At 58.5% G+C, this 22,176-nt stretch carries 24 protein-coding genes and 1 pseudogene; 12 read left to right on the top strand and 13 right to left on the bottom strand.

Annotated elements, in window-relative coordinates:
• Positions 1-206: hypothetical protein (locus Q1B15_RS18190; RefSeq protein ID WP_299756429.1), on the bottom strand; the 206-nt coding region annotated here is incomplete at its 3' end.
• Positions 203-364 (bottom strand): annotated as a pseudogene (locus tag Q1B15_RS23550) (DUF3489 domain-containing protein); the annotation flags it as partial. The gene Q1B15_RS18190 and the pseudogene Q1B15_RS23550, both read right to left, overlap by 4 nt.
• Before the next feature lie 114 nt (positions 365-478).
• Between Q1B15_RS23550 and Q1B15_RS18185 the strand changes: the two are divergent.
• The gene (locus Q1B15_RS18185; RefSeq protein WP_299756426.1) at positions 479-1,708 is read left to right on the top strand and encodes an MFS transporter; all 1,230 of its coding nucleotides are present in this window, start codon (positions 479-481) and stop codon (positions 1,706-1,708) included.
• A 9-nt stretch (positions 1,709-1,717) separates the two neighbouring features.
• Here the strand turns inward: Q1B15_RS18185 and Q1B15_RS18180 are convergent, their stop codons facing one another.
• The 3 genes from Q1B15_RS18180 to Q1B15_RS18170 are packed head-to-tail and all read right to left on the bottom strand — an operon-like array spanning position 1,718 to position 3,962.
• The gene (locus Q1B15_RS18180) at positions 1,718-2,695 is read right to left on the bottom strand and encodes a 2-oxoglutarate and iron-dependent oxygenase domain-containing protein (protein ID WP_299756424.1); all 978 of its coding nucleotides are present in this window, start codon (positions 2,693-2,695) and stop codon (positions 1,718-1,720) included.
• Positions 2,692-3,579, bottom strand: coding sequence for an ABC transporter substrate-binding protein (locus tag Q1B15_RS18175; RefSeq protein WP_299756422.1), 888 nt, complete (start codon positions 3,577-3,579; stop codon positions 2,692-2,694). The genes Q1B15_RS18180 and Q1B15_RS18175 overlap by 4 nt, the downstream gene beginning before the upstream one ends.
• Positions 3,576-3,962 carry a VOC family protein gene (locus Q1B15_RS18170; RefSeq protein ID WP_299756420.1) on the bottom strand — a complete coding sequence of 129 codons (387 nt, stop codon included), beginning with the start codon at positions 3,960-3,962 and terminating at the stop codon, positions 3,576-3,578. The genes Q1B15_RS18175 and Q1B15_RS18170 overlap by 4 nt, the downstream gene beginning before the upstream one ends.
• Positions 3,963-4,039: 77 nt before the next feature.
• On the opposite strand from Q1B15_RS18170, the gene Q1B15_RS18165 reads away from it, so the two are divergent.
• Complete coding sequence (locus tag Q1B15_RS18165; RefSeq protein WP_299756417.1) at positions 4,040-4,600, top strand: tautomerase family protein; 561 nt, start codon at positions 4,040-4,042, stop codon at positions 4,598-4,600.
• On the opposite strand, the gene Q1B15_RS18160 is transcribed toward Q1B15_RS18165, so the two are convergent.
• Positions 4,597-5,460, bottom strand: a complete 864-nt coding sequence (locus Q1B15_RS18160) for an isocitrate lyase/PEP mutase family protein (RefSeq protein ID WP_299756415.1) — start codon at positions 5,458-5,460, stop codon at positions 4,597-4,599. The two genes, Q1B15_RS18165 and Q1B15_RS18160, sit on opposite strands and share 4 nt — an antisense overlap.
• Before the next feature lie 88 nt (positions 5,461-5,548).
• Here Q1B15_RS18160 and Q1B15_RS18155 point away from each other — a divergent pair, with 88 nt between their 5' ends.
• From Q1B15_RS18155 to Q1B15_RS18135, 5 genes are read left to right on the top strand one after another with little or no spacing between them, the layout of a single operon-like run.
• Positions 5,549-6,460: a polysaccharide deacetylase family protein gene (locus Q1B15_RS18155; RefSeq protein WP_299756412.1), complete on the top strand. Its 912-nt coding sequence runs from the start codon at positions 5,549-5,551 to the stop codon at positions 6,458-6,460.
• Positions 6,457-7,359, top strand: a complete 903-nt coding sequence (locus Q1B15_RS18150) for a polysaccharide deacetylase family protein (RefSeq protein ID WP_299756410.1) — start codon at positions 6,457-6,459, stop codon at positions 7,357-7,359. Before Q1B15_RS18155 ends, Q1B15_RS18150 begins: the two co-directional genes overlap by 4 nt.
• A complete protein-coding gene (locus tag Q1B15_RS18145; protein WP_299756408.1) occupies positions 7,356-7,652 on the top strand; it encodes a DUF4387 domain-containing protein in 297 nt (98 codons plus the stop codon). The genes Q1B15_RS18150 and Q1B15_RS18145 overlap by 4 nt, the downstream gene beginning before the upstream one ends.
• A 53-nt stretch (positions 7,653-7,705) precedes the next feature.
• Positions 7,706-9,040, top strand: a complete 1,335-nt coding sequence (locus tag Q1B15_RS18140; RefSeq protein WP_299756405.1) for an acyclic terpene utilization AtuA family protein — start codon at positions 7,706-7,708, stop codon at positions 9,038-9,040.
• Positions 9,041-9,051: 11 nt separating this feature from the next.
• Positions 9,052-9,723 (top strand): isochorismatase family cysteine hydrolase, encoded by a 672-nt coding sequence (locus Q1B15_RS18135; RefSeq protein ID WP_299756402.1) that lies wholly within the window; start codon positions 9,052-9,054, stop codon positions 9,721-9,723.
• Here Q1B15_RS18135 and Q1B15_RS18130 read toward each other — a convergent pair.
• From Q1B15_RS18130 to Q1B15_RS18120, 3 genes are read right to left on the bottom strand one after another with little or no spacing between them, the layout of a single operon-like run.
• Positions 9,713-10,090 (bottom strand): nuclear transport factor 2 family protein, encoded by a 378-nt coding sequence (locus Q1B15_RS18130; RefSeq protein WP_299756400.1) that lies wholly within the window; start codon positions 10,088-10,090, stop codon positions 9,713-9,715. The two genes, Q1B15_RS18135 and Q1B15_RS18130, sit on opposite strands and share 11 nt — an antisense overlap.
• The gene (locus Q1B15_RS18125; protein WP_299756398.1) at positions 10,087-10,473 is read right to left on the bottom strand and encodes a nuclear transport factor 2 family protein; all 387 of its coding nucleotides are present in this window, start codon (positions 10,471-10,473) and stop codon (positions 10,087-10,089) included. Before Q1B15_RS18125 ends, Q1B15_RS18130 begins: the two co-directional genes overlap by 4 nt.
• Positions 10,470-11,357, bottom strand: coding sequence for a polysaccharide deacetylase family protein (locus Q1B15_RS18120; RefSeq protein ID WP_299756396.1), 888 nt, complete (start codon positions 11,355-11,357; stop codon positions 10,470-10,472). The genes Q1B15_RS18125 and Q1B15_RS18120 overlap by 4 nt, the downstream gene beginning before the upstream one ends.
• Before the next feature lie 93 nt (positions 11,358-11,450).
• Here Q1B15_RS18120 and Q1B15_RS18115 point away from each other — a divergent pair, with 93 nt between their 5' ends.
• Genes Q1B15_RS18115 through Q1B15_RS18100 form a run of 4 tightly spaced genes read left to right on the top strand, consistent with a single transcriptional unit; the run spans position 11,451 to position 16,187 of the window.
• Entirely contained in the window at positions 11,451-12,140 is a 690-nt protein-coding gene (locus Q1B15_RS18115) for an isochorismatase family protein (protein ID WP_299756393.1), read from the top strand.
• Positions 12,137-13,498 (top strand): MmgE/PrpD family protein, encoded by a 1,362-nt coding sequence (locus Q1B15_RS18110; RefSeq protein ID WP_299756391.1) that lies wholly within the window; start codon positions 12,137-12,139, stop codon positions 13,496-13,498. The genes Q1B15_RS18115 and Q1B15_RS18110 overlap by 4 nt, the downstream gene beginning before the upstream one ends.
• Positions 13,495-14,850: an FAD-binding protein gene (locus tag Q1B15_RS18105; protein WP_299756389.1), complete on the top strand. Its 1,356-nt coding sequence runs from the start codon at positions 13,495-13,497 to the stop codon at positions 14,848-14,850. The genes Q1B15_RS18110 and Q1B15_RS18105 overlap by 4 nt, the downstream gene beginning before the upstream one ends.
• Entirely contained in the window at positions 14,847-16,187 is a 1,341-nt protein-coding gene (locus tag Q1B15_RS18100) for an MmgE/PrpD family protein (protein ID WP_299756387.1), read from the top strand. The genes Q1B15_RS18105 and Q1B15_RS18100 overlap by 4 nt, the downstream gene beginning before the upstream one ends.
• On the opposite strand, the gene Q1B15_RS18095 is transcribed toward Q1B15_RS18100, so the two are convergent.
• The 3 genes from Q1B15_RS18095 to dctP all read right to left on the bottom strand — a co-directional run bounded on the left by Q1B15_RS18095 (position 16,184) and on the right by dctP (position 19,109).
• Positions 16,184-17,494 (bottom strand): TRAP transporter large permease, encoded by a 1,311-nt coding sequence (locus Q1B15_RS18095; protein WP_299756385.1) that lies wholly within the window; start codon positions 17,492-17,494, stop codon positions 16,184-16,186. The genes Q1B15_RS18100 and Q1B15_RS18095 overlap by 4 nt on opposite strands.
• A 6-nt stretch (positions 17,495-17,500) precedes the next feature.
• Complete coding sequence (locus tag Q1B15_RS18090; RefSeq protein WP_299756384.1) at positions 17,501-18,037, bottom strand: TRAP transporter small permease; 537 nt, start codon at positions 18,035-18,037, stop codon at positions 17,501-17,503.
• 61 nt (positions 18,038-18,098) lie between these two features.
• The gene (dctP, locus tag Q1B15_RS18085) at positions 18,099-19,109 is read right to left on the bottom strand and encodes a TRAP transporter substrate-binding protein DctP (RefSeq protein WP_299756382.1); all 1,011 of its coding nucleotides are present in this window, start codon (positions 19,107-19,109) and stop codon (positions 18,099-18,101) included.
• A 253-nt stretch (positions 19,110-19,362) separates the two neighbouring features.
• Here dctP and Q1B15_RS18080 point away from each other — a divergent pair, with 253 nt between their 5' ends.
• On the top strand, positions 19,363-20,733 hold the full coding sequence (locus tag Q1B15_RS18080; protein WP_299756380.1) for a nitroreductase family protein: 1,371 nt from the start codon (positions 19,363-19,365) through the stop codon (positions 20,731-20,733).
• A 7-nt stretch (positions 20,734-20,740) separates the two neighbouring features.
• Here the strand turns inward: Q1B15_RS18080 and Q1B15_RS18075 are convergent, their stop codons facing one another.
• The gene (locus tag Q1B15_RS18075) at positions 20,741-22,126 is read right to left on the bottom strand and encodes a dihydroorotase family protein (protein ID WP_299756378.1); all 1,386 of its coding nucleotides are present in this window, start codon (positions 22,124-22,126) and stop codon (positions 20,741-20,743) included.
• Positions 22,127-22,176 lie beyond the last annotated feature (50 nt).

The following is a 22,176-nucleotide window of genomic DNA, read 5'->3' as shown; positions in this document are numbered from 1 at the left end:
ACAGCCCCCCAAGTCACTCGTATCTTGCCACGGGCCACCTTGAACCCCGACTCATAGGCTAGCCGCTCGCCTGGATGCGCCCCGCAGTCTAGGTTTAAACAACCGGCTTGGTTCGCCGTCTCTCGGGCCGCGAAAGTATATCCCCAGGTCTCGCGAGTGAGGGCCGCGCGATCCATGGCTTCGATCTTGGTCGACGACGGCGTCATTGCCGGACCTCCGGCGCGCCGGTGATCCGATAGACGGGTGCTTTACCCGCGGAAGAAGGGTTGGCGCGGTCAAGGGTGTAACCGGCTTTGCGCAACCCGCTCAGCGCAGCTCGAACCGAATGGAGTTGCCATCCCGTCGCCGATCGCAGGGCACTGAGATCCGCACCATTTTATCGACACGCTTCTGCTTGTAGAGACCCAACACTCTCTCATAAGTTTATGGCTATGGCTCAGCGCATTTCTGATGCGCCTCCAGGACCTAAGGCGGAATTATGGACCAAGAACTCTCTCTTTCTGCTTCCTCCAAATTTGGACAGGTTCGATGGCTGATCCTTTTTGGGGTCTGGCTGATCTATTTTTGCTTTGGATTGACCATCGCGTCGATGGCGCCGCTTTTGAGTCCGATAAGTGCAGAACTCGGAATTGGTAACGGTTTGATGGGGGTGATCCTAGGGGCATGGCCGCTGACCTATATTCTGGCGGCTATTCCCTGCGGCATCCTGCTTGACCGTTTGGGCGCGCGGCGCATGTTGCTGCTGGCGGCTCTTGTTATGGCGGCATCCGGGCTGGCGCGCAGCTACGCAGAAACGCCAGTTGAGTTATTAATCGCGGTCGCGCTATTTGGAATCGGCGGTCCGATGATCTCGGTTGGAGCGCCGAAGATTATCGCACGCCTCTTTCAGGGCAAGACCCGTGCTACGGCGATGGGGATATACGTGACCGGTCCTTATCTTGGCGGGATCCTTTCCCTTTCTCTAACCAACAGTGTGGTCATGCCGTTGGTTGGCAATGATTGGCGCGCTGTAATGTTGGTCTATGCCATCCTGGTCGCGCTAAGCGGCTGTGTCTGGTTTGCTATTGCGAGCTTGCGGGTCGCGCGCGCGCACAGCGGCGATGAGGAGGGTGGCAAGAAATTCAACATGTCTGCTTTCCTCGAAATCGTTCGCTTGCCGGAGGTTCAGCTTATTTTGGCAATGAGCATCGGCATCTTTTTCATCAATCATGGTTTGAATAACTGGCTGCCCGAGATATTGCGCAGCCATGGATTCTCGGCGGTAAAAGCCGGGTATTGGGCGGCGATCCCCTCGTCGATCGGGATCATCGGCGCGCTGATAATTCCACGCCTTGCGGTGCCGGAGCGGCGTCTTTGGGTAATGGCCGTGCTTTTCTTGTTCTCAATGACAGCAAGCCTGTTGCTGCAAGTCTCGTCTGGACCGCTTTTGGTTGCTGGGCTTGTCCTTCAAGGGACGGCGCGCGGCACGATGATGACCGTTGCGATTTTGCTGCTGATGGAAACTCCGCGGATTCCGGAGGAACGACTTGGTCTTGCAGGTGGGCTGTTTTTTACTTTTGCCGAGATCGGTGGCGTGATGGGGCCTATTACATTTGGCATTTTGTCAGATTTGTCTGGCGACTTTGTCTTGCCGCTAGCCGTACTGACGGTGGTTTGTCTTGTTCTTTTGACTATTCTGGCCCGCTTGCGGGCTCTCTTGCAGCAATAAGAGGGTTGATCAGCCCTTGTGAGAGGCCTCTATCTTTGCGCGGATATGCTCGCCGGCTGTGATCGGCGGATAGAGTGCACCGTCGCCCACGCAACTGGGCAGGCATTCGATATTGGCGTCATAGTCGGGATGCATGAAATAACCTAAGGACATGCGCCGCGACATGGCGTCATTGAGGTTCTCGGGCGTCACCACCCGGTGCATTGTTGAAACCCATTTGTTGTTGGTCCAACGCTGCATCATGTCACCAAGATTAACCACCAGCGCGCCTTTGGGCGGGCGCACAGGCACCCATGCATCACCGCGCTGGACCTCTAGGCCGCCCTTTGCCTCAGTCATCGCAAGAATTGTCATTGCGCCGTAGTCCGTATGTGCTCCTGTGCGCAATTGGCCTGGCAGTGGCGGCACAGTTAGGGCTGGGTAATGGTGTGCCGACATGATTGAGAAATGCTTCTGGGTCAGCGGAGCGAAATGCCCCTCTGGCATCTGGGCGGCGACGGCAAAGATACGCAACAGATCGCTCGAAAGTCTTTCGAAGGCCCGATAAAGTGCGACCATTCCGGTGTCCAGTCCGGATGGAGTTTTGGGAATCAAGTTTGGCGCGTAAGCCATTGATGCGTCAGGGATATGAGAAAAATCAGCAGCATGGTTGTCGATCGGTCCCAGAAACAAGCTTTCGCGCAAATCTTTAGGCGCGGTTTTGCCCAAAGTCGCGGATAGTCCGCGTGTGGCAACGCCGTGATAGCCGCGTTGCCTTGCAGACCCGGTGGGGTGCCACTTGCTCTTTTCGGCGTCCGGCAGATCGAAGAATGTGAGGCCTTTTTCAAATACCGTGTCGAACAAGATTTGCGGGATGCCGTGGCCCGAAAGAACCACGAAGCCGATGGACTGAGCGGCCTTTGCCACCTCGCGCGCGACGTGAGCTTTGTCTGCGGTATTACCGGACAAGAAGGGGGCGATGTCGATGGCAGGAATGGCGGCGGTCATGGTCTCTCCAATCGGGCAATCACATGGTCATAAGGAATATCGCGCGAGATCAACCCGCCCGAAAGCAGAGCTGCCTTCAGGCGCACAAAAGCCGTGGCGGGCAGATCGATATCTTTGGCCCAAAGGTCCGAGTCTTGGTAGCCTGCGATAGCGTCAATTAACACCGGTTGGGGTACGTCCGGGAAGTGGTCAGCGAGGTCGGCCGCGATCACGGACGCAGGCTCGCTGGCAACAGCATCAAGCGCGGGGGCCATCCCGGCCAGAAGTGCCGCGCAGGTCTTAGGATGCGCCTCCAGATAGGCGCGTGTTGTGTAGAAACTGGTGTAGCCGATATCACCTCGGCTAGCGAACCGGTGCCAGATATAGGCGCTGCCTTCCGCCACGGCCGCAGAGGCATATGGTTCCAATACTTGTGCGACGTCTATCTCGTCTGCCGCAAGTCGGGCCGCGGCGGTCTGCATTGGGGCTTTGGGCGCAATGTCGAGGGTCGAAAGCTCTATCCCGGAGCGGGTCAGATCGTCCTGAAAGGTCATCCACGGAGTAGGCACCTCGGTTGCCACGGCTAAGCGTGCGGCTGACAGGTCCTGGAACCGGAAGCGGGGGTTGGGTGCGCGCCCGATTAGCAAGAACGGATCGCGCGCCACGATCTGGCCAAACGCAACGAGCGGGCAATCGGGGTCACGCTCGTGATGCAACATCACTCGCATTGGACCGCCCCATGAGATATCGGCGCGTCCTGCCAGAAGGCCCTCGGCGGTCTCGACAGGATCGCGGGACAGTTGGATTTTCACTTCCAATCCCTGATCCGCCCAAAACCCGCGTAGATCCGCCAAATAGAAGGGCGCATACACGATTGTGCGCAAGTTTTCATAGAGCGTGATCATTCTATGAGCGCGGGCCCTTTGAGCTCTATCGTATTCCCGTCCGGATCTTCAAAGGTCAGCGACGGACCAGTGCCGCCTGCGCCGAACCGGTCACGGGGCTCCGTGGGCTCAACCCCATGGCTGCGCAGATGCGCCAGCAGAGTTTCTGCTTCAAAAGGTTCGATCTGCAAGGCCACGTGATCGACATTTGCGCCCCCGGCGTCCGGGTCGGGCGCTGGCAGCAGATCGATCATTGAGGCGCCTGCGGACATATGCATCAAGTTCAGATTCGTATTGTGCCGCACGAGTTTGCATCCCAGAACTTTCTCATAAAAGTGCCGGGACTGTTCCATGTTCGAGACATACAGCACGACATGGTCGATCATTTTGATGGTGAATGTCATAGGGCCCTCCGGGTCTTTGTTGATTACGGGTTGCGCCGTGCAATATGGTGCGCGTGAACAGAGCGAGGAAGCAAGACATGCCGGTCATCAAAGTCACACTCATCGAAGGCTATGATGCTGAGACTATTACATCCCTTTCGAGGCGCATGACCGACGCAGTGCGCGCGACGATTGCGGCCCCGCCTGATGGTATTACCGTCGTCGTCGAGGAAGTTTCGCCGACCAATTACATGCGTGGCGGTCGTTCGCGCACTCCTGGCGCACCGATCCCAGGGGCCGCTGCGGTTGTCCGGGATTATCTGGCGGCGATGGAGGAGCGCGACGTGGGCCGTGCCAAGGGCCATTTGCACGAAGACTTCACAATGACTTTTCCCAGCGGACGAACTATGTTCTCGCTCGAGGAATTGTTCGAGTGGAGCAAGACGCGCTATTCTCAGGTGGGCAAAACGTTTGAGGGGTTTGACGAGGCCTTTGATGAAAATAAAGCGATTGTCTGCTGCCGTGGCGCGCTTCACGGTGCTTGGGTGGACGGCACCCCGTTCGAGGGTGTCCGTTTCATTGACCGTTTCGAATTGATTGCAGGCCGCATCGTGCGTCAGGAAGTTTGGAACGATCTTTCCGAACATCGGCCTTCCTAACCTGCGAATTTCTTGCCAAGTGTTTCGAAATTTGGCGCGCGAAGGCGGTCTTTGATCTCGCCAAACCCGGCCAAGGCATCGGGCTGCGAACCCGGCGCGCCAGTATCTTTTAGCGTGGCCAAGGCCTGCTGCACGCCCTTCATGGCCGCAAGGATAGTGGTGACAGGGCAGGAGACGCGGGCGGCGCCCAGTTCCTCCAGCTCTGTGAAGGTAAACATCGGTGTGCGCCCCCCCTCTACCATGTTGATCGAAACGGGCGCCGCGATCTCGGCGATCACTTGCTTGACCTCATCGCGGGTCTCTATCCCATCCACGAAGATCAATGTCGCGCCGGCTTCGGCATAGGCGTTGCCGCGTCGGATAGCTTCATCCACGCCCAAAGGTTGCAGCGCGTCTGTCCGCGCGTTGATGACGAAGTCCTTGTCTAAGCGCGCGTCTGCGGCGGCGCGAAGTTTTCCGACCATCTCGCCCATCGGGATCACGGCCTTGCCGGTGAAATGGCCGCAGCGCTTGGGCATTACCTGATCTTCCAGATTGATGCCTGCCGCACCCGCTGCCTCGAACTCGCGCACAATGTGCCACGTGGTAGCTGCATCGCCAAAGCCCGTGTCTCCGTCCGCCATGCTCGGGATATTGACCGCCCCGGCGATCACTCGCGTTCGGTCTAGCATCTCGCGAAAGCCGAGAATTCCGATATCGGGCAGGCCCAGATGACTGGCTGCAATCCCAAAGCCAGAGCACTGCACCGCATCGAAACCGGCATCCTCGATCAGCATGGCCGACAGCGCATCATACGCGCCGGGCATGACCAGCAATTTGGGCGCTTCGATCAGGGTCTTCAGACGGGTGGTTTTTCGCATCTGACTTCCATTTGCCTGGCGCCGGGGGTTGCTGCTCAGCCTGTCTCGTTTAGTGTCAACTGTAAACAGTTTGCAGTGAGGAAACGCCGTGCGGCCAGATCAGCCATTTGCCCATGCCGATCGCGCGCCCTATTCGGCTTGGCCGGACCGGCCTAAAATTTCTTGGCCAAACGGCGCGAAGCTGGCCCTGTGGGTTGTGCCCAATGTTGAGCACTACGAATACGTTCCGCGCCCGTCGGCCGTTCGCAACCCCTGGCCACGCACGCCGCATCCGGATGTTATAGGCTATGGATCGCGCGACTATGGCAATCGCGTGGGCCTGTGGCGGATGTTCGAGCTCTTTGACCGGTTGAATATTCGCGGTACGGTTTCGCTGTCGATAGCCAACTGGGTTCATTACCCGCAGATTTTCGAGGCGATGGAGGCGCGCAAATGGTCGGTTTTGTGCCACGGTATGTACAACACCCGCTACCATTGGAACTATTCCGAGGCAGACGAGCGCGCCGCGATCCGGGAATGCATTGATCTTTATGGAGAATTGACCGGGCGGCAGATCCGAGGCTGGTTCAGCCCCGCGGCCTCATACACTCTGAACACGCCCGACCTGATCGCGGAAGCCGGCATCACCTACTATACCGACTGGCATCATGACGACCAACCGGTGCCGTTGCGCACCAAGACCGGCTCCCTGATCACACTTCCCTATACAATGGATCTCAATGACTCGATTCTGCACCGCCAGCAGTTCGAGGCGGCGGATTTTGCGCAGATGATCCGCGACGGGTTTGATGAACTTTATGCCGAGGGCGGGCAGGTCATGTGTATCGCCCTGCATCCCTACATGATCGGCCAGCCACACCGGATCAGGCATCTGGCCGAAGCGTTGGAGTATGTGCTGGGTCATGATGGCGTCTGGGCGGCAACGGGCGAAGAGATTGCGGACCACTATCTCGCCAACTGTCAGGATCATATCGACTGGCATCGGGGGCTTGCGACGTGACAGAGCCGCGCGAAGGAATGGATCACGACCTCTATCCGTTCTCGGCGATGCCCGAGCGGCCCGCGCTGGCGTGGCCGGACGGCGCGCGTATGGCGGTCTGCGTGCTGATCCATCTGGAGCATTGGGAGCTTGAGCCGCCAGACGGCGCGTGGAAAGACACGCGCTTTAGCGGCGAGTATGGCTTTTACTTCCCCGAATACCGTCCCTTCACTCAGCGTGAATACGGCAACCGGATAGGACTCTTTCGTGTGCTGAAAGCATTGGAGGGGCGAGACCTAAAGCTGACGGTCGCGGCCAATGCAAGCGCACTTGAACGGTATCCGCGGGCGGTTGAGTCCTTGCTAAACTTAGGGGCAGAGTTTGTCGCGCACGGCGAATATCAGTCGCGTATGTTGACCTCTGAGTTAGGCGAGGTCGAAGAGCGCGGCATCATCAAGCGTACATCGGAAACCTTCGAGCGAATCCTCGGTCATGTCCCGCGGGGGTGGCTCGGGCCAGACAGCGGCGAAAGCCCCCAAACGCCACAGCTTTTGGCTGAGGCAGGGTATGATCATGTGCTTGATTGGCCCAATGACGACCAACCCTATCTCTTTCAGACCTCGCCGCCGTTGGTATCGATCCCAAACCAGATGGAATGGGATGATGTGACTGCTCTGTGGCTGCGCAAGGTGCCGAACCCGCGCTATCCTGAGCTGGTGGGCGAGGCTGCGGAGGCGCTGGCCGGCGAGGGCGGGCGGAGTTTCATGCTCTCGCTGCATCCATGGGTAATCGGTCAGCCGCACCGGGTCCGCTATCTGCGTGATGCCCTGGACCGTCTGTGCGCTGTCGATAATTTTTGGAGCGCCACCGCCAGTGAGATAGCGGATCATTGCCGTCAGGCTTGGGGTGCGCCGGTATGACGCTGTCAGAATTGGCCCGCGTTGTGCGCTCGAAGAACGCTGGCCCGACCTTGCTAACAATTGACGTGCTCTTTGCTGATGAGGACACCTTTGTGCGCGGACGTGCCGGGCTTACCGTCGAAGCCGTGGCCGCACGCTATGGACGCGCAGTTGCAGATGTCAGTGTGATTTCGGTGTCCGCAGCCAAAGCAGTGAAGATAGTGCTTCCCCGAGAGGTGCCTGCAGGCGCGCCGGGGGATCGGGACGTCTACGGCGCACAGCAACACGTGCCGCTTTTAGGGTTGTCGGTTTGAGTTCCTTTGCTCGCCTGGCAGCCAATTGGTCTGGGCCTGAGGCCCCGTTGAGGGTGCTCGCTGCGTCAGGGCAGCTGGGACTGGGCATTCCAGAAAAAGCCTTCGATGCCGGTGTTGAGCGTAAACCACATGTTATTGCAGCCGATATGGGATCGATAGATCCGGGGCCTGTCTATCTGGGCTCGGGCAAGATGGCGGCGTCGCCGTCCATGGCGCGGCGCGATTTGGAAATGGTGCTGAAGGCGGCGCGGGGCCTTGATGTGCCGCTCCTGATCGGAAGTGCCGGAACCGCGGGGGGCGCGCCGCATTTGGCGGCGGTCGAGGCTTTATTGCGTAGTGTGGCTGCTGACTGGGGCCTGCGATTTCGTTTGGCAACCATCGGTGCTGATGTGCCGAAGGACATAGTGCAAGCTGCGGATTCTGCTGGCCGTCTGACGCCAATCGGACCGATGCAGGCTGATATCGAAGGCTCACTCGCTATTGTTGGCCAGATGGGGCAGCGTGCCTTCGCCAAGGCGCTGGAGGCCGGAGCTGACGTGATCCTTGCGGGTCGCGCCTGTGATACGGCGCCCTTTGCAGTGGTGCCGGTGCTGCTGGGTTATCCCAAAGGCCCCTCTGTCCACATGGCCAAAATCCTCGAATGCACATCGCTTTGTTGCGAGCCGGGCGGACGGGATGCGATGTTGGCGACGCTGGAGGGGGATGGCTTCACGTTGGAAAGCATGAACCCTGTCCGCGCGGCAACGCCCCTGTCCGTCGCCGCCCATGCGCTTTATGAGCAGTCCGAACCTAACCGTGTTTTCGAACCCGAGGGTCACGTGGAGCTGAGTGATGCGACCTATGAGGCGCTCGACGAACGCCGCGTCCTCGTAAAGGGAGCAGTCTGGCACTCTTCGGCAAAGCCAAGCGTGAAAGTTGAAGCCGCTCGGTTTGTTGGTCACCGCGTTGCGATAATGGCGGCCGTCGCCGATCCAGGCTTCATCGCGGTCTCCGACAAGATTTTGCAAGGGGTGCAGGACGGCGTGGCCGAACTGATCACCTCCACGTCTGACGCGCCTTGGGGTCTGACTTTCCGCCGATACGGTATCGACGGCATAATGGATTGGCCGACACCGCCGGACACGCCGCCACGAGAGATCTTTATCCTTGGTGAATGCGTTGCCCCCGACGCCGAGACAGCTCGAGCCGTGGCCGCCGCTGCGCGTCAACAGCTGTTGCATTTTGGGTTTCCGGGCCGCCTTTGCACCGGTGGAAACCTCGCTTTTCCTGTCACTCCGCCCGAACTTGACGCCGGGCCCGCTTACGCTTTTTCGCTCTACCACATTCTGCAACTTGACACGTGGGAGGCACACGACGCGCTTTTTCCCGTTACGTTTCACGAGATCTAAGAGGAAAACCCATGAACGAGACAAGCTCCGACTACGTCACCCAGTTCAATGCCGAACGGGTCACGGATCCCGCGCGTTCGGCCCTTGTGATCGTCGATATGCAATATGCCACCGGCCACCGCACCGGGGCCTTAGCTGAGAAAATGAAGGCGGAGGGCAACAGTGTAGCCGACTGGCGTTTTCACCGGATCGAGAGCCTCGTGATCCCCAACAACCAACGCCTGATCAAGGCGATGCGCGCGGCCGGCGGGAAAGTTGTCTACGTTACAATCGGCGCGGCATTGGCGGATTGTTCCGATGCCCCGGTGCATATGCGCGCCTTCTTTCAATCGGTGGGTAATTACGAGGGCCAGCGCCAGCATCAGATCATTGAAGAACTTGCGCCCGAGCCTGGCGATCCCATTGTACGCAAGACTTCCATAGGTGCTTTTGCCTCAACGGGTCTTGACCACCTGCTGCGCACTATGGACCGCGAGCATCTCTTCATGACGGGGGTTTCGACGAACATGTGCGTCGAAACCACAGCGCGGGAGGCTGCGGATCGGGGCTATGCGGTTACGTTGGTGGAAGATGCTTGTGCCACGACCCACAAGGAATTGCACGAGGGAACAATGCGCAACTTTGGCCGCTTCTTCGGCAAGGTCCGCTCCACCGGCGAAGTGATCGCCATCCTTACGTCTTGATCGTGTTGGCACCTGCCATATAGACGGCGATCTTTTGGATTGTGCCGCTGTGCATGGTGAAGACATTGACGTTGGATTTGGGTTCCGGCGCGTTGGGCCCAGAGTAAGTGACGGTAAACTGGCTGGCGATCCGGCCCTTTGCAGCTGAGGGCGAATGGGTGAAATCGTGGTGGACCGCCCGCAAAGGGCCCTCCCAACGTATCGCGAAGAGCTTGCGGACCGCTTCGCGCCCATCATAGCGAATGCCGTGGGTCTCAATCGTTACCACGCAATCCTCGGCCAGTGTTTCTGCCAATGCATCGGGATCACGAGCGTCGAGCGCTTTGAAGTACCGCATCGCAAGTTCGGTCAGTCCGTCGTCGGTCATACGCCGTCCTTCAAGGTGTTCTGTCCAGTCATATAGACACGCACCGTTGCAAAACGCTCGCCGGCGATCTCGAAGAAGTTGCAGTTGGATTTATGGGTCAGGCTTCCGTCATGCTCGGTATTCTGAACTGTGAAGCGGCTTGAGATACGGCCTGTCTCCGGGTCCGCTACGTGTGTGAACTGGTGGTGTAGAACGGCAGCATGGTCTGCCCAAAGCCGGGTGAACATGGAGGAAATCTCGGCATGGCCCGCAAGCTTAACATTGTGGGTCTCGACCGTGAAAACGCAATCGGGAGCCAGAGTGTCCAGTAAGCCGGGCAGGTCCTCTCCATCTACTGCGTCGAAGTAGCGTTTCACTAAGGCGAATTGAGCATCGCGCGTCATGGGACTGTCCCTTCAGGAAGCTTGGCGACGTAATCTGCCACACCGCCCGGGGTGGTCAGCCATAGATCATCGCGGTGTTTAAGTATGTGGTCGAGCGCACGGCGAAGCGCGCGCAATCGGAAAGGCTGACCAATGACAAATGGGTGTAGCACGATGTTGAAGACTAGTGGGTATTTGGCCGATTGGAAGAGCATCTCGTCGAAATGGTCGACGATCATCTCCTCGAACTCACGGCCTGTATGGTGGCGGAACACCTGCGCCGGGCTGTCGTTCAACTCGATGGAGTAAGGGACCGAAAGCAACGGTCCCGAGCGCGTGCTCATCCAGAAAGGTTGGTCGTCAGCGGGCCAGTCGAGCATATAGGAATAGCCGGCCTCCTTAAGTAGGTCGAGCGTGACTTCTGATTGCACGATGTAGGGGCCGAGCCAGCCCTTGGGGCGCGCGCCAAAGTGGCGGGCGATAGCGTCAGAGGTGTGCTCAATCATCGCGCGCTCGGTCGCCTCGTCCATACAGTCCTGCCGCTCGGAGTTGGTCAGTCCGTGTCCAATCACCTCGTCCCCCCGCGCGCGAATTCGGGCGACAATCTCGGGGCAGCGGTCGAGCGCGGCGGCGTTGACGTTGTGCGAGGCGGGCAGATCAAGCTCGTCGAGCAGATCGAACAAATACCATATGCCGACCCGGTTGCCGTAGTCGCGCCATGCATAGTTGCGCGTTGTCTGCGCCGCCCCCGGCAGAGTGTGATCACTTCCAAGCCCCGTCATGAACGAGAACCACTCGATGTTGTTACACAGGCTCACCGCAAGCCGTTTGCCGCCAGGCCAGTCATAGACTGGACGTTCGGGTAGGGGTCTGAAGTCGTACCTTTTATGGTGGCAAATTTCCATTGCAATCCTCGTCTGGTCAGCGGGAGTTAGGTTGACAACGTCACGCCCATTCCGTCAACTGTTGACAGATTTCAGCAGGGTGGGGAACGCGAAATGCCGTCATGGACCGGTGTTATCACCGAAGAAGAAGAGCGCCGATATGCCTCTGCGGGGTTCGGCGGAGCGGGCGGTTTCGGCAAGCATCCTGCACTGCTGATTATTGACGTGCAGTATCGCACCGTCGGGACGGAGCGGAAACCCTATTGGGATGCGATCAAGGAGTACCCGACCTCATGTGGAGATGTTGGTTGGGCTGCCGTGGATAAAATCGAACCGTTGCTGTCAGTGTTTCGTGCCAAGGGGTTTCCCGTACTCTATCCTCATGTGGCCCCCAAAAACGCCGCTACTGATGGGGGACGCCTGGCGCAAAAAATTCCTTCAATCATGGGGATCGACGCTAAGGGTTATGAATTCGTTGAGCAGATAGCCCCTTTAAAAGGCGACGTACTATTGCCCAAGAAACACCCTAGCGCGTTCTTTGGTACGCCCCTAACCAGCCACCTGATCGATCTGGGTGTCGATACTCTGGTGGTGACGGGTTGCACGACTTCGGGTTGCGTCCGTTCGTCGGTCACGGATGCCTTTGCACTGAATTTCAAGGTCATCGTGCCGGATGACTGTGTCTATGACCGCGCGCCCACCTCCCATGCGGTGAACTTGTGGGACATGAATGGCAAATACGCCGATGTGCTGCCCTCGTCTGAGGTGATTGAAACCCTTAATGCTATGGAAACCGCATCATGAGCGCTGCTGATATCGGAACGGCCCTAACGAATCTTGTCGCCTTCACAAGCGCGATCGAATGGGCTGACCTCCCCGAGCCCGTGCAAAAGCGCGCGGCCCTGGTTTTGTGTGATGATATGGCGGCAATGGTGGCGGCGCGGGATGAGCCGGAGGTTGTCGCGCTGCATGATGGCGTTGCCAAGTCTGCCGGTCCGGCCGAGGCGACCGTTTTCAACGCGCGAGGACAGCGATTCGATCGCTATTCCGCCGCCATGGCCAATGGCTGTGCGGGCGATTGGGCGGAACTCGACGAAGGCTATCGCCGCGTGATTTGTCATGCCGGTGTCTACTGCTTGCCGGCACTATTGGCCGAAGCTGAGGCTGAAGGATACTCCACGTCTGACCTGCTGCGTGCCTTGGTCTTGGGTTATGAAACTGTGGCACGTGTCGCACGCACCTTTACGTTCGCGAACCTTGTTTTGCACCCGCATGGTAGCCTCGCTGCCGTTGGCGCGGCTGCCGCGGTTTCGGCGCTGCGGCGGGTGCCTGAGAGCGTGGCCATCGGGGCAATCTCCAGTGCGGCAACCATGGTGCTACCGGGCCCCTACACCCATCCGATCCAAGGCTCGCTTGTCCGCAACGTCTGGCCGGGCATCTCGGCCCAGACCGGGCTGCGCGCGGTGGATTGGGCAGCGATCGGTATTCGGGGGCTGCCTTCTGCGCTGCATGATGTATACGCCGATGCCTTCGGAGCGTCAGCAGATCCCAAGCAGTTGAATGGCGGGCTAGGCGAAGCCTGGGCCATATCTGACGGCTATCACAAGGTATTTGCCTGCTGCCAGTATGGTCATGCGACCATCGAGGCGACTAAGAAATTGCTGGAAAAAGCTCCGGTAGAGCGTGTCGCTGCGATCCACTTAGAAACCCATGAGAAGGCCCGGATTATGGATAATCCAGACCCCGAAACCACGATAGCCGGGAAATTCTCGATACAACACATCGCCGCGACGTCAGCAGTGCATGCCAGCGGTGGAGCAGAGGCGTTTTCATCCAACTCCTTGCATATCCCTGAGGTCGTGTCACTGCGCCATAGGGTCAGCACCTCGCCCTTCCTGCCTCTTCCTGATTGGCCAAATGACCGCCCAACGCGCGTGACATGGACGCTAGATGATGGCTCTACCCTGACTGAAGAGGTGATGAGCGCGCGAGGAGGACCTGACCTGCCGTTCACACCGGATGAAATCCGAGCCAAGATTCATGGCATCGTGGGTGCGCCATATCCAGCGATGCTCGCTGTTGTCGATGCGCTTCTCGATCTCGACACAATGGCCTTGTCGCGGCCTTGGGATGAAACCGTGGGCGGAATGACCGACGCATGAGCGATACGCTGGATCTTCTGGTCATTGGGGCCGGTGCCTGTGGGCTAGCGGGCGCTATATCAGCCCATGACGCCGGCGGCTCCGTTGCCATTCTTGAAGGGCGCGATCGCCCGGGCGGGAACTCGGCACTTTCAACTGGGTCAATCCCCGGAGCAGGCTCCAGATATCAGCGCGCGGCAGGCATCGAAGATAGTCCTGAGCGTATGGTCACGGACTTGATCCGGGTGGCGGGCCACCATGATGCCGACGATTTGACCCAGATGATTGCCGCGGAGTGTGGCCCGCTTTGCGAATGGCTGATTGACGATCTAGGCGCACGGATGGAATTGATCACCGCCTATCGCCATATAGGTCATTCAGTGGAGCGATTGCACGCTCCACGCTCCCGCAGGGGACAGGATTTGGTAGATGATCTACTGCGATGCGTAGCGGATCGGGACATCCCAATTGCCGTTGGTAACTTGGCGGAGTCGTTGCTTGTCGAAGACGGAAAGGTAGTCGGGGCAGTCGTTGGTGGGGAGTCGATCCGTGCACAAAAGGTGCTTCTGGCAACAAATGGATTTGCTGCCGATCCGGCGCTCGTAGCCGAGCATTGCTCCGAGATCGCCGCCGCCGAGTACTTCGGTGCGCCCGGCAGCACTGGCGATGCCGTGCGTTGGGGAAAGGAACTGGGCGCGTGCTTGGGCAATATGGGAGCTTATCAGGGCTATGCGGCTGTGGCCTACCCGCAAGGTCAACTCCTGTCTTGGACGACGCTAGAAAAGGGTGGCGTGTTGGTCAGCGAGACGGGGCGTCGCTTCGGTAATGAGGATCTGGGATATTCAGGCTTTGCTGCACATGTGATGAAACAGGGTTCGTTCGCTTGGGCAATATACGACGCACGCATCCATGAGGTGGCACTGGCCGAGGAAGAATACGCAGAGATGTCCGCAATGGGGGCAGTGAAATGGGCTGACACGCCAGGGGCATTGGCCGAAAAAGTAGGTCTCGACCTCGCGGGGCTGGAACAAACCATTTTGGACTATAACGCAGCCGCGCGTGCACAGTCGTGCGACGCATTCGGGCGCAAGGCCTTTGCAATGGCTCCGTTGCAAGCCCCCTTCGCCGCAGTGAAGGTCAAACCGGGGCTGTTTCACACTCAAGGCGGGTTGCTGGTAGACGTCAAAGCGCGAGTTCGCAAAGCGAGTGGAGGCGTAGTTGCGAACCTCTTTGCAGGAGGGGGCGCTGCAGCGGGGATCAGTGGGCAGGACGGCGCACTAGGCTATGCCTCGGGCAACGGGTTAATATCAGCCCTTGTTCTAGGACGCAGGGCGGGGATTGTTGCGATGGACGAGATCAAGGCTAGCGCATGACTGGCGCAGAGCGGATCGCCGCATTTGCCGCACAGACCTTTGTCGAGGGTGTGCCGGAGGAGGTTCTGGATGCTGCGCATATGCACCTTCTTGATGCGCTAGGCGTCGGAATAGCGTCCTCCACCGTGGCGGATAACGCCGACTGGGCGGGGGCGGCCCCTGCGGGGTCAGCAAGCCTGCTTTCCGGAGGCACCGCCGAGGCCGGCGCGGCGGCGATGATCAACGGCGCACTGATCCATGCGCTTGAATACGACGATACCCATATTGGCTCGGTTGTGCATGGCAGCGCTGTCGCGGCCCCAGTGGCGCTGGCGGTCGCGCAACTCGCCGGGGCCAGCGGGTGTGATTTGATCCGCGCCTATATAGTGGCGTGGGAAGTGGCAATCCGGATCGGCCTTGCGGCCCCGGGCGCGTTTCAAGCGCATGGGTTTCAGGTGACTTCCGTCGGCGGTGCGATTGGGGCTGCCGCTGCTGCTGCGCAGGTATTGGGGCTGGATGCCGCGCGTGCGGTCTCTGCAATTGGGATAGCAGGTGGGCAGGCGTCAGGAACGCTCGCTTTTCTGGCTGATGGCGCGATGTCGAAGGCGCTGAATCCCGGCTGGGCGGCGCGAACCGGTATTGACGCCGTGCGACTGGCGCGCGCTGGAATGACCGGCCCTGCGTCGGTATTGGATAGCGCATTTGGGGTTATGAATACTTTTGCAGGGGGTGGGAAGATGCTTGGGCCTCAACTCGCCACACTCGGGCAGGAGTGGCTCATACCTCAGGCGGCCTTCAAGCTTTACCCCTGCTGTCACTACATTCACCCGTTTCTGGAAGCCATCGAAAGTCTGATGTGCAAGGGCGTGACCGCGCAAAACTTCACGTCACTGAATGCCTTCGTGCCTCCGCCGGCAGCGCCTCTTGTTTGCGAGCCATGGGCGCGCCGACAAACCCCAGTTTCGGGCTATGACGGCAAATGGGGCCTGGCCTATTGCATGGCGCTAATGCTGGTCGATGGCCGTGTCGATGTGGCCAGTTTCGATACCACGCCGCGCGCCGAGGTGATCGAGGTCGCTCGTAAAATGACCTGGACGCCGATGCGGGACCACGGCTTTCCCGAACGTTTTGCAGCTCGGATTGAGCTTGAAACGGGGCAAGGGCGGATCAGTGCCGAGGTAACTCAGGTGCGCGGTGCGCCAGATCGCCCAGTGGAAACTGCAGATGTCCGTGACAAGTTTGCTGCAAATGCCGGCCTCAGATACAGTCCGGAAGAGGTTGCCGAATTGGCGTTGGAGATCCTCGAGATCGGGAGTGCCGCCGACACAGGTCGTTTGTCAAACCTGCTTTGCGCTTAGCCCATCAAATTTGGCAGGAAGAGCACAATCGAAGGGAAGGCGATCAGCAGGCCCAAGGTGAACAGGTCCAGGATCAGGAACGGCGTCACTCCTGCAAATACCTCTTCCAACCTCAATGGCACCGGTGAGGCTGAGCGAACGACATAAACATTCAACCCCACAGGTGGCGTGATCAGACTGATCTCCGCCAATTTAATTGCAATAACCCCCAACCAGATCGGATCATAGCCGACGCCGGTCATAATCGGGAACATTACTGGCAAGGTCATCACCATGATGGCAATGGGGTCAATTAGCATCCCCAGAACCAGATAGAGAGCTGCGAAGCACAGGAGGTATGCGATGGGCGACAGTTCGAGAGCGAGCATCCAGTCTGAAATGTCGACCACAAGGCCCGTGTAGGTTAGGAAGCGCGCAAAAATTATTCCGCCGATGACGATGATGAAGATCGTGGATGTGGTGATGCCTGCGTCCTTGAAAGTATCAACAAGAACTTGCAAATTTAGTTTGCGCTTTGCAGCCACGATCAGGAAGGCTCCGAATGCGCCGACGGCACCGGCGTATGTCGGCACAAAGAAGCCCAAGTAGATTCCGCCGATGACCAGAACGAACAAGAACGAGATGCCCCAGACTCCTTTTAGAGACTCCCATTTCTCCCGGCGTGTGATCGTCACGTCTGGTATGGGAGCAAGGTCTGGGCGCGCTTTGGCAATAAAATAGATACCGCCCATATAGATGGCCGCCGACATCAACCCCGGTATCAGGCCTGCTACCAATAGGCGGGCCACAGATTGCTCGGTGATTACGGCATAGATGATCATCAAGATCGACGGCGGGATGAGCGAAGCCAGAGTGCCGGAGGCTGCGATGCAGCCCGCGGAGAGACGCTTGTCGTAGCCGAATTTAGTCATCTCGGGCATGGCCATTTTCGTGAAAACCGCGGCGTTTACGATGGTCGATCCACAAGCGGCGCCGAAGGCTGCCGAGGCCAATGTCGTGGCCATCGCAAGGCCGCCTGAGATCTTGCCAAGCCAGTTATATGCCGCTCGGTATAAGTCGGTGGTCAATCCAGCCTGAGTTGCAAGCGATCCCATCAGGATAAAGAGGGGGATCACGGCCAGTGTGAAGGAATTTGTCGTCGAAAACGGGATTGTCGCTACCTGTGCTAAGGCGGCGCGCTCATTGATTGTTATAAAGATACCGATGAAACCACTCAGACCGAGCGCGACACCGATGTGGGTACCGGTCGATAGGAGAAAGAAAAGGATAACTGCGACAATGACACCTGCGGTTGCCGGATCAAACATTTGCTGTCACTCCACTTTCTGGTGGATTTCGAGCGGATCATTGTCGAGCCCCTCGCCGGTTCTGATGCGGATCAGATCTTCGATCAGATGCAGAATCAGTTGGATGATCATAAGGGCGCATCCAGCTGCCAGGATGAACCGGGCAGGCCAGAGCGGGAACCTAATTAGACCGACTGTTGCTTCCCCAATTTGCACGGAATACTGGGCTTCGGGAATGGCCTGCGACAGGATCAATCCAAAAAAAGCGATGGCTGCCAAATCGGTTATTACGTCCATTACCGCGCGCACCCGCGGCGGCATTTGGAAATATACGAGCTCTACCCGAATATGGGCGCGGCGAATTTGCGCGTAAGCTAGCGCTCCAAACACGATGAGTACCATAGTGCTTTCGGTCAATTCACGCGGGCCGGGTACTGGTATCAGAAGCACTTGAGTTCCGACGATATCGGCCACACCGAGGAACATCGACATTAACATCCCAACACCACCAATCATCAAGATGATGAGAGCTAGTCGTTCGACAATACGGGAGATGATTTTCACAGAGATGCCTATCGTCGATGGATGGTGGCGGGCGCTTTCGCCCGCCACCGAAGTTTTGTGCTTAGTCGGCGTCGATGATTGCGCGCCAGTAAGCAGCTACTTCAGTGGCCTCATCGCCCATTCCGCGAGAGGCCATGTCATCGACCCAGTTCTGGAGAAGATCAGGAGCTGCGTCTTTCCACTTTGCCAGTTCTTCAGTTGGGAAAGGCTTGATCGTGCCCCCGGCTTCGACGATTGCCGCGCCTGCTGCTTCTTCGGCAGCTTCGATGTTGCCAATATAGGCTTGGCCAGCCTTAGTGGCCTCTTCCTGCATGATCGCCTGATCTTCAGCTGAGAGAGAGTCCCATACGTCTTCGTTTACAACGATCAGGTGGCCAGTGATGGCCATGACCGGACCGCAGCTGTACGGGCCTGGTTCGAAGAGGCGATTGGACAGGATGTTGCCGCGGTTTAGAAACGAATAATCAAGAGAACCGCTTTGAAGAGCCTCGTAGACTTCGCCCACACCAACCGAAACTGGCACGGCACCAACTGCTTCGTGCGCTTTAGGGATATCGGCACCAAACGAGCGGATCTTTTTGCCCGATAGGTTCGCCACGCTGTCACAGTTCTCGTCCGAACCGGTCAGGTAGTAACCGCCCAGAGGTTGGTGGAATAAAAATTTGACGCCGAACTTCGACAATTCTTCTTGAAAGTAGGGCAGGTCCTGAAACGCGGCGGCTGAAATTTCCATCGCCTGACGTGGGCTCTCAAAGACGAAGGGGATCTGATAGGCGCGCCAGAAGAGCAGTTGATCGGCGTAGTAGCCCGGCACGACAGAGGCCATGTCAATGGCGCCACGGCCTGCAAGTGTCATCACCTCGTTGCCGGCTCCAAGGCCGCCCGCGTAAGTGATCTCGATGGTCACGCGACCTTCTGTCCGGGCTGTGACTGCCTCTGCAAAGTCCTTCTCGGCCTGAAGGAAAGCCGAGTCTCCCAGATAGTGACCCCAGCGTAAGGTCACATCCTGCGCACTCGCAGCGCCCGCGGCAAGGATCGCTGCGCCGACGATGCTGGTAAAACGGTTAAACATGAACGTCTCCCTAGTTATCTGCCGCCCGTTCCGGGCGGTCGGTTTGTTTTCATTGAAAACCTGATCGGTACAGAGGTGGCAAATATTTCTGCAATAGAAAAAATCCTTTCCTCTGATGGTTAAGGACATCGTCCGGAAAATATTGTTTTCCAGTGATTAGAACTCTCCCATACCCAATCGGTCAACTGTTGACAGTTTTGCGAACCTGACGAAGACTTGTCAACGATGACATTTAGTTTGGGGGGATTTGATTTTGACCAATTTGCGCCAAGATGCCCGTGCGGCCAAGCCGCAAGCCCCTGCCGCCGAGGTGCGAGACCTACTCGATAAGTTGGCAATGCGCGCGTCGTGCCGCGACTTTGACAGCTCCATGATCGCGCCAGAAACCCTCGAAGATATCGTTCGCGACGGCGTTGAAGCGCCTTCTTCGTGCAATCAGCAAAACTGGCACTTTATTATTGTGGCCGATCCGGTCCGCAAAGAGCGCGCGCGTGATATTTCCGGTGGGAACCACCACTTTGCCGAATGCTCCGCCCTGATTTATCTGTGCTTCCAGAAGGGCTGGACCCATGGCAACTTCTCCATCGTGCAGTCGGTTGCGGGGGCATGCTATCACATGATGCTGTCGGCGCATTTGCGCGGGTTCCAATGCATCTGGAATGCAGGCATCGGCGATCAGGCAGCTTTGCGCGAAATGATCGGTTTGCCCCAGACCTTCGATGTGATCGGAGCGCTCGCTATTGGTCGAGCAAAAAGCACAGCGCCCAAAATGAAGGCACCGCGCAGACCCGTTTCCGAGATTTTCTCGTGGGAGCGATTCGAACGCCCAGCCGCAAGCCTCTACCCGGTCAAACAGGCAGATACCTATCCGTTTTGGGAAATTAGAAACGATTCCAATCCATTCGCCCAGTGGAACCCTACGGAATGGAGCTGGGATCAGATTGGCGATTTTCGCGGTTACTCGGTTTGGGCAAAATCTCCATTAGCGGGGGTTTATGTATCGCGCAGGCAAGGCGATGCGCTTGAGGCCGAGCATGGATTGCTGGGGGAGGTGAAACCCGGCGCGCGCGTCGTCGAGATCATGCCATGGGGCGGGACAACGACAACCGTGCTTTTGGACCGGCTTGGACCTGATGTGCGCCTCTCAGTGGCCGAGCTTTCGCCAAACAATCTCAGCTTCATCGAAGAACGACTGCGCCGTGAGGGGAACAACCTCGCCCACGTCACATTCGATTTGATGCCAAACGGCAAGCTTGCTTACGCAGATGGCTCGATTGATTTGGTGGTATTGCCTCAAGTGCTCGAACACATGCCGGACCCGGCCGCGTTCTTGGACGAAGCGGCACGTGTGCTGGCACCCGGCGGCACGATCATCGCAAGCACGCGCAACATAAGTTCCGCCTATGGCGCGCTTTGGCTGGAGACAGAGTCAAAGGCCCAAATCCCCAACCAAGGCCCGTTCACACCGCTGGCCGCACGCGACGTTGCCGCTTGGATCGCCGCGCGGTTCGAGATCGTTGAGGAATGCGGCATCGGTGCCGAGGCTACTGGCGACGCCACCCTGTTGACGGGCGACGCTTGCCACCAAGGGCGGCTCTATGCCGTGCGGGGCCGCCGTGTCTGAGCACGCCTTACGTGATCTCGCGGACCACAAACCGCCCAGTTCCCACCGCATCGGCTTGGAGCGCGCCGTCGCGCAAGGCAAATCGTCCGCGCGTCATCGTATGGACGACCCGCGCACTCATGCGTTCGCCCTCATAGATAGAATAGCCCGCGTCGGTCCCAAGGTTATCCTTGCCGACTACCCAGTCAGCGTTCAAATCGACCACCGCGATATCTGCGTCCGCACCCGGGCGCAGCGCGCCTTTGGTGTTCAAACCCATACGGCGGGCAGGGTTCTCGCTGACCAATGGAATGAGTTTGTCCAAAGGCAGGCCGCGCTTGTCGTGCCCGTAGGTCAAAATGGCCGGCAGGAACGCGTCGAGACCGGGAAAGCCCGGTTGCGCCTTCCAAATGCCGCCCTCTTTGCAGCTGATCGGGCGATGGATGTGATCGGTCGCAATCGTGTCGATGTCTCCGCGCCCAATCGCAGCCCAAAGTGCTTCGCGATCCTCGGGGGTCCGCAGCGGCGGGTTGACCTTGCCGATCGGGCCTATGGCGCTTGTGACGTCGTGGGTCAGGTAGTGGATGCAGGTCTCGATGCACACGTCCGAGCCGGCCGCGCGCTGGCGCAATGCCGCATCGAGCGCCTCTCCAGACGAGGTGTGCACAGCATGCACGGGTGCTCCAGTGATCCGGCCAAAGTAGGTGGCGCGCGAAAGGGCATCTGCCTCAACAAAGGGCGGGCGCGTGTCGTTCCACGTCGCCAATCCGCCAATGCCGTCGGGGTCTGCGGCCGTTACGCGGTCGCGCAAAACCCAAGCCACTTCGATATTCTCCGGATGCGGGCACAGGAGTCCATTGTTGGCCGCCAGCACTTCCAGCAAGCGGAACAAAAACCCATCATCCGTGCCCGGCAATCCAAGCCGCACACCCTCATTGCCCCGAATGTTCATGAACAGCTTTGCACTCGGTGCGCCGCGCTTGATCAGGTCGGGCAATTCAGCCAACTGATCCTCGGTTGCGATCACGAAATGAAAGCTGAAATCAACCCGAGCACCCGCTTCAGTGATCCGGCAAAGCTCATCGAAAACAGGGCTATAGGGCTCGGGGCTCATGACAAACGAGATGAAGCTCGTCACACCGCCAATGGCCGCCGCACCAGTTTCGCTCTTAGCATCCTCGGGCACACGCGGGCGGGCGATGTCCATGCCATGACCCAAATGAATATGTGCGTCTACAGCACCGGGCAGAACCGTCAGACCAGTGACATCGACTATCTCGCGCGCCTCACCCGCGCCGGGCGCTGCAATGGCAGCAATCGCGCCATCCGTGATCAAGATATCGGCCTGCTGAAGACCCAATCCGGGCAGGAAAGCAACGCCGCCTCTGAGGGCAAGATCCGCTTGGTGCGCCATGTTTCATCTCCTTCGAACACGGCCGCACCATGACCTCAGAGCGTGTGCCT

Origin of the sequence: uncultured Boseongicola sp., from assembly GCF_937988555.1 — a bacterium.
In the GTDB taxonomy this organism is placed as follows: domain Bacteria; phylum Pseudomonadota; class Alphaproteobacteria; order Rhodobacterales; family Rhodobacteraceae; genus Boseongicola.
Note: the sequence above shows the minus strand (reverse complement) of the source record. Positions and strands in the feature narration are given on the sequence as shown.

Coding starts and splice junctions, on each gene's coding strand:
- Q1B15_RS18145 (WP_299756408.1), top strand. CDS start 7,356: ATGACGCTGTCAGAATTGGCCCGCGTTGTGCGCTCGAAGAACGCTGGC.
- Q1B15_RS18110 (WP_299756391.1), top strand. CDS start 12,137: ATGAGCGCTGCTGATATCGGAACGGCCCTAACGAATCTTGTCGCCTTC.
- Q1B15_RS18100 (WP_299756387.1), top strand. CDS start 14,847: ATGACTGGCGCAGAGCGGATCGCCGCATTTGCCGCACAGACCTTTGTC.
- Q1B15_RS18125 (WP_299756398.1), bottom strand. CDS start 10,473: ATGACGCGCGATGCTCAATTCGCCTTAGTGAAACGCTACTTCGACGCA.
- Q1B15_RS18165 (WP_299756417.1), top strand. CDS start 4,040: ATGCCGGTCATCAAAGTCACACTCATCGAAGGCTATGATGCTGAGACT.
- Q1B15_RS18115 (WP_299756393.1), top strand. CDS start 11,451: ATGCCGTCATGGACCGGTGTTATCACCGAAGAAGAAGAGCGCCGATAT.
- Q1B15_RS18170 (WP_299756420.1), bottom strand. CDS start 3,962: ATGACATTCACCATCAAAATGATCGACCATGTCGTGCTGTATGTCTCG.
- Q1B15_RS18120 (WP_299756396.1), bottom strand. CDS start 11,357: ATGGAAATTTGCCACCATAAAAGGTACGACTTCAGACCCCTACCCGAA.
- Q1B15_RS18075 (WP_299756378.1), bottom strand. CDS start 22,126: ATGGCGCACCAAGCGGATCTTGCCCTCAGAGGCGGCGTTGCTTTCCTG.
- Q1B15_RS18095 (WP_299756385.1), bottom strand. CDS start 17,494: ATGTTTGATCCGGCAACCGCAGGTGTCATTGTCGCAGTTATCCTTTTC.
- Q1B15_RS18130 (WP_299756400.1), bottom strand. CDS start 10,090: ATGACCGACGACGGACTGACCGAACTTGCGATGCGGTACTTCAAAGCG.
- Q1B15_RS18180 (WP_299756424.1), bottom strand. CDS start 2,695: ATGACCGCCGCCATTCCTGCCATCGACATCGCCCCCTTCTTGTCCGGT.
- Q1B15_RS18175 (WP_299756422.1), bottom strand. CDS start 3,579: ATGATCACGCTCTATGAAAACTTGCGCACAATCGTGTATGCGCCCTTC.
- Q1B15_RS18160 (WP_299756415.1), bottom strand. CDS start 5,460: ATGCGAAAAACCACCCGTCTGAAGACCCTGATCGAAGCGCCCAAATTG.
- Q1B15_RS18105 (WP_299756389.1), top strand. CDS start 13,495: ATGAGCGATACGCTGGATCTTCTGGTCATTGGGGCCGGTGCCTGTGGG.
- Q1B15_RS18185 (WP_299756426.1), top strand. CDS start 479: ATGGACCAAGAACTCTCTCTTTCTGCTTCCTCCAAATTTGGACAGGTT.
- Q1B15_RS18135 (WP_299756402.1), top strand. CDS start 9,052: ATGAACGAGACAAGCTCCGACTACGTCACCCAGTTCAATGCCGAACGG.
- dctP (WP_299756382.1), bottom strand. CDS start 19,109: ATGTTTAACCGTTTTACCAGCATCGTCGGCGCAGCGATCCTTGCCGCG.